This window comes from Paraclostridium benzoelyticum (genome assembly GCF_001006285.1).
Taxonomy (GTDB): Bacteria; Bacillota; Clostridia; order Peptostreptococcales; family Peptostreptococcaceae; genus Paraclostridium; species Paraclostridium benzoelyticum.
This window is the reverse complement of the sequence record NZ_LBBT01000031.1, coordinates 1-5624: the sequence shown is the minus strand read 5'-3', so window position 1 is coordinate 5624 and position 5624 is coordinate 1. Positions and strand designations below refer to the sequence as shown.

The 5624-nt window shown below is 26.7% G+C and carries 6 protein-coding genes; 1 reads left to right on the top strand and 5 read right to left on the bottom strand.

Annotated features, from left to right (window positions below):
- Positions 1-76: 76 nt before the first annotated feature.
- A complete protein-coding gene (locus tag VN21_RS01670; protein WP_046821738.1) occupies positions 77-796 on the bottom strand; it encodes a ribonuclease H1 domain-containing protein in 720 nt (239 codons plus the stop codon).
- 196 nt (positions 797-992) lie between these two features.
- Here VN21_RS01670 and VN21_RS01665 point away from each other — a divergent pair, with 196 nt between their 5' ends.
- Positions 993-1412 carry a flavodoxin gene (locus VN21_RS01665; RefSeq protein ID WP_046821737.1) on the top strand — a complete coding sequence of 140 codons (420 nt, stop codon included), beginning with the start codon at positions 993-995 and terminating at the stop codon, positions 1410-1412.
- Positions 1413-1929: 517 nt separating this feature from the next.
- Here VN21_RS01665 and VN21_RS01660 read toward each other — a convergent pair.
- The 4 genes from VN21_RS01660 to VN21_RS01645 form a co-directional block, all read right to left on the bottom strand.
- Entirely contained in the window at positions 1930-2751 is an 822-nt protein-coding gene (locus VN21_RS01660; protein ID WP_052951945.1) for an N-acetylmuramoyl-L-alanine amidase, read from the bottom strand.
- A gap of 190 nt (positions 2752-2941) precedes the next feature.
- On the bottom strand, positions 2942-3478 hold the full coding sequence (locus tag VN21_RS01655) for a hypothetical protein (protein ID WP_046821736.1): 537 nt from the start codon (positions 3476-3478) through the stop codon (positions 2942-2944).
- A gap of 135 nt (positions 3479-3613) precedes the next feature.
- Positions 3614-4138, bottom strand: coding sequence for a hypothetical protein (locus tag VN21_RS01650; RefSeq protein WP_046821735.1), 525 nt, complete (start codon positions 4136-4138; stop codon positions 3614-3616).
- A gap of 116 nt (positions 4139-4254) precedes the next feature.
- Positions 4255-5484 (bottom strand): nitrogenase component 1, encoded by a 1230-nt coding sequence (locus tag VN21_RS01645; protein ID WP_046821734.1) that lies wholly within the window; start codon positions 5482-5484, stop codon positions 4255-4257.
- Between the last annotated feature and the right edge of the window lie 140 nt (positions 5485-5624).

The following is a 5624-nucleotide window of genomic DNA, read 5'->3' as shown; positions in this document are numbered from 1 at the left end:
ATTTATTAAAGTATAATAAAATACAAATAAAAAAGGACTACCTAAAAGTAATCCTTTCTAGTTATGTTTTTATTATTTATAAATATTCTTCTATTGCTTCTCTAGCTAATCTATCTGCTATATCATTATATTTATTACAACTATGTCCTTTAACTTTTATAAATGTTATTGATAAATCTTTGCTGTAATCTTCTACAAATCTAACATATGATTGAGTGTATTCATTTTTAGCCTGCCAAGCTCCAGCCGCCCAAAGTGAAATATTTTTTAAATCATGATATATACATAACTTTTTTAGTCCTTTATCATGGGCTAATTTTATAGCATATTTAGCAGCCTCTATTTCACCTACTATATTCCATTGATCCCACTTATCATGTCCTGCTGTTTTATATTCTTGAATTAAATCTTTTTCAATATCAATTACTGCAATACCTGATCCAAAAGTTTTTGATACTCTATCATAACTTCCATCGACGAAAGCTATCATATCATAATTACATTTTATATCTTCTGGTTCAATGTAGTTTTCAAAGTAATCTACATTTGCTTTACTTTTTATTGGCTTTAATTCTTTGTCTTTAGATTCTGATGTTGATTTACTTTTAACATTAGTTTTAGATTTCTTTGATATATTTTCTACCTTTATTCCTGCAAACTTTTCAGCTTCTTCTAACGTTTTGAAACTCTTATATATAGAACCTGGAAATTTATTAACCTGTTCTTTACATTCATCCCAAGTTGTATAAACTCCCGGTTTTTTTCCTACTTTAACTGCATAAAATTTTTTACTCACAGCATACTCTCCTATCTTTAGTTTCCTATCTCTAACTTAATATTATTATGAATCTATTAATTTTTCAAATATTTTATAAACTTTATAAACTTTTTTGCTATATTTTAACTTTTTATATTGACACAGTAATCTAAAACAATTATCATTAAGTTAAGCAATTGATATTAATTATCAATTCCATTTAGGAGGTAAAACTATGAAAATTATATATTGGAGTGGTACTGGTAATACAGAAACTATGGCAAATCTTATAAGTAGTGGTTTATCTAATCAAGGTAAGTCAGCTGAACTTTTAAGAGTAGAGTCAGTAAATGTAGATGATTTAAAAAATGAAAATATATTAATACTAGGTTGCCCATCAATGGGTGATGAAAATCTAGAAGAGGTTGACTTTGAGCCTTTCATCGAATCTTTAAAAGGTCTAGGTGCAGGTAAGAAAGTATGCTTATTCGGATCTTATGGATGGGGCGATGGTGAATGGATGAAAAAATGGGAAGAACAAATGGATTCATACGGGTTTGAACTTCCATTAGAATCAGTAATAGTAAACGAAGCTCCCGAAGGTGATGACAAAGACCTTTGTATTAAATTCGGAGAAAATATAGCTAAATTATAAATTTTTTAAAGTCAATAAATTTATCCTAAAATTATTATGTTCATAAAAATAGAGCTAAAAAGTTAGCTCTATTTTTTATATTAAGTTTTTTAAAATTTATTCAATTTAATATTGACTTTTTAATTGAAAACAATTATCATTATATTAGAGCAAATGATAATTAATATCATTTCACTCAGCTCATAAGTAAGCCTATATTTTAAAATATTGTATATTTCCTAAAACAAACAAATTTCAAAAAGGACTGTTCCCCAATTTATCAATTGTAACAGTCCTTTTTGTTTTTCGTAATTTAATTTGTAGCCTACCCAATTTCAGTTATTGTATATTCATGAAACTATTATTTATATAAAATCCTGCAAATGTCCTTCCATTCTTGTTTCCTATAGAACTTATTTTTGTAAAACTATATGCATGATTATAATTCATCTCATCGATGTAAAATAATCATGCATATAATTTGTTGACTCAAAAAAAGGTTATCTAATTTCTTAGATAACCTTTTAAATGCTATTTATTATTTTACATAAACATTAGATACATATCCACATTGTCCATTAAACTTTATTTTATGCCAATCAAACTTAGTGTCTAAAACTTCAACTTTTTCGCCCTTTGATAAGTATCCTATTGTGTTAAACATACTACCTCTTCCGCTTCTTACACAAACTCCATCAGATAAAGATATAGCTACATTCTTATTAACCTTAATACCTTTTTCATCTTTAAATCCTAAATTAGAAATAACTCCGTCGACTATACCATTAGCTACCTTTTCTTGATATTCATTAGTTGTTAACTTATTTCCTTCATCCTCATTAGATATAAACCCACACTCTACAAGTACTGCTGGAGCTTCATTGTCTCTTAAAACTTGTAAGTTTCCTTTTTTAACTCCTCTATTAAGTCCATTAGTGCTACTTAATAAACTTCTTTGAACTACATCTGCAAACTCTTTATTTTCATCGTTATAATAAAAAGTTTCTATACCTTTTGTAGTTGTATCTTCTGCTGCATTTTGATGAATAGATACAAACATATCAACATCTGCTAAGTTTGACTTATTTGTTCTTTCTCTTAGTGACACATATTCATCACTTTTTCTACTAGTCATAACATCTATTCCACGTTTTTCTAGCTTTGTTTCAACTTTATTAGCTATTTGAAGATTTAAATTATCTTCGATTCTATTATTATAAGCAGATCCATTATCATTTCCACCATGGCCTGCATCTATGAACACCTTATAATTATTTGCGTGAGAAACTGTCATTGTCGACATAAATGCTGTTGATAAAACTACAGCTACTACACCTTTTCTTATTGTCGTAATTTTCAAAATATTCCTCCTTTTTAACTTTTGTGTAATTTTTACTACACAAACTATTATACATAATTTTTCATTTTTTTCAACACCCTTATTTTTTTTGACATTTTATGAGTGTTATTCTCAAGTTTTATTAAACTAATAACTAAAATAAAAAAGGCGTATTCAAGTAAATTTGAATACACCTTTTTTATTTTAGTTATTAGTCACACTCGCATCCAGATCCTTCAGATTCATCCTCGCAATCATCCCAAGGTATTAATACTGGTGGTTTATCTCTTTTCTTTAAACAATTAACAGTTTTTCCAAATGATTTTTCTAGCTCATCAGCTAATTCACTTATATATTTTTGTTTATCTTGTGCATCTTTTATATCTTTAACAGCTGCATTTTGCGCTGGAACAGATTTTTCTAGTTCATCCATTATAGACTTTAACTCACAAGCGGCTTGTGATAATGCAGCTTCTATTTCACCTAAATTATTGGCTAAATTTCCAACATTATCATTAATTGCCACTAGGGCTGATTTTACTTCTTTTTGGTTTTCCTTAGCATTTCTTAAGTCATTTCCTAATTCTTCATTTCTTACTTTTATACTATCTATAATATTTTCTGTTCTCTCTATATCTTTTTTACAATTTTCTCCATCACAACCATGATCCTTACATTTGTAATAACATACATTTTCCCATTTATTTATATTTTCACATTCATTCCAACCATTTTGTTTATAACTCATCTTTAAAATCCCCCTTACAAATTTTTAAGCTTTTAGCCTGTAATCCATATTATGCCTAACACATACTTTTGTTTACTTTTTGACCCCACAAAAAAGGAATGTAAATATATTTACATTCCTAAAAGTATTGTATAACTAGCAACCGCAACCCCAGTCTGGTTTTTCTTCATTACAATCATCCCAAGGTATTAATATTGGGTTTCCATCTTTTTCTTTTAAACATTCTACTGTATTATCAAAGGCATATTCTAAGTTGTCTATTAAATCTTTTAAATCTTTTTGTTTATTTTGTGCATCTCTTATGTCTTCTAATGCTGCATTTTGTGCTGGTATAGCTTTGTCTAAATCTTTTATTATACAATTTAAGCTCTTTACAGCATTAATTAAGGCATCTTCTATATTCCCTATATCTTTAACTAAATTAGCTACATTATCATCTATATTATCTAAAGCACATTTAACAACTTTTTGATTTTCCTTAGCATCTTTTAAGTCTTTACCTAATAAATTATTTTTAGCTCTTATATCATCTATAATACATTTTGTTTTAGCTATATCTTTATTACAATTTTTAGAGCATCCATTTTTACATTTGTAATAGCATACGTTGTCCCATTTATTACTTTCGCAGTTATTCCATATATTTTTTTTACAACTCATAGATAAATACACACCCTTTTATTTATTCTACAGATTTTTTATCTGTACTATATAATATGCCTAAATAATATATTTGTTAACATTTTCTTCTATTTTAAAACAAAAATAGAAGCTATTTAAGCTTCTATTTCACTATTTATATCTATATTTAAAATCTGATTAATTATATACATGCATCCCTTGAACCCAATATAAGGTGTATCAATGCATTTATCAACTAAATCTAAACTAGTATTGCTTATTTGTAAATCTTTTTTAGATTTATGTCTCATATCGATACTAACTCTATCCCCTAAAAGTATCAATAGCTCTTTATCGCTTAAGTATTTTGTTGTTTCTAGATATGCCTTCTCATTTACAATATTTGCATCATCACAAGTCTTATAAATAATTTCTTTTTTATCAACATTAAAGCCTAATTCTTTTAACATCTCACTAATTCCTAAAACAGTATCAAAATCCCCAAATATAGCGCAGTCTTTACTTCCTTTATAAAAGTAAAATTTCTTTTTTACTTGAAGTAATCTCTTTTTTACTTGATCCATTTCATAAGTGTATTTTTCTTCATCTAATTTATATCCATCTATCTTCTTTATAGATTCTATAAATTTTATAGCATTTTTAAATCCATATAAATTTACATAAATATATGGAATTCCATACTCTTCTTCCATATATTTAGCAGCTTTTAATGCATCTTTTCTAACCACTATATTAAGTGATGCTTTTGATGCATTTTCGATTTCCTCAATGCTAGCGTTAATTGTAAACATAGTGTTTACTTCTTTGTTAAATAATTCTTTCATCATCCTTTGTAACTCTTTTATATCTGCTAAATAATTGTATTTATCAATACTAAATCCTATTATGTTGTATTTATTCATATCTTTTTCATTATGCTTTACTATTTTTTTAGCTAAAAATTCTAATGCAAATTCTCGCCCTATATTATAGTCATAATTTAAATTGCTCATATTTATAGGTAGTAACTTGCAATTTGCAACTTCTTTTAAATCTTTGCATACATTTAATATCTTTTCACCAATCATACATGGCTGAGAAGATTCTACTATAAAAATATATTTAGGTTTAACCTCATTAGCTAAATTTATAATAGTATCTTTCAATTTCTCAAATACATTGCAAACATTTTCTTCTTCGTCAATATGTATAGAATATATCTTACATTTATTATCATCGCATATTTTGTTTATATTTTCTACAACATGATGAGTCTTTATATGTGTTCCAAATTCAATAACACATATATCACTTATGCAAGATAGCGTCCATATCATCCCTATTTTATCATCAGGTATTTTTAAATATTTAAATTCTTCATCCATAATATAATTCCTCCAATGGTGCCAACATAAAGTTTTTATCCAATCACTAAATACAGATTGTATAAATAAGTTAAAAGCTGTTTTTAGCTTACATATAGGAATTTTATTTTGGAAAAGATTTACTTTAAATAATTTATATA

Bases quoted from the DNA above. Each gene is read 5' to 3' on its own strand.
- VN21_RS01665 (WP_046821737.1), top strand. From the start codon at position 993: ATGAAAATTATATATTGGAGTGGTACTGGTAATACAGAAACTATGGCA.
- VN21_RS01655 (WP_046821736.1), bottom strand. From the start codon at position 3,478: ATGAGTTATAAACAAAATGGTTGGAATGAATGTGAAAATATAAATAAA.
- VN21_RS01650 (WP_046821735.1), bottom strand. From the start codon at position 4,138: ATGAGTTGTAAAAAAAATATATGGAATAACTGCGAAAGTAATAAATGG.
- VN21_RS01645 (WP_046821734.1), bottom strand. From the start codon at position 5,484: ATGGATGAAGAATTTAAATATTTAAAAATACCTGATGATAAAATAGGG.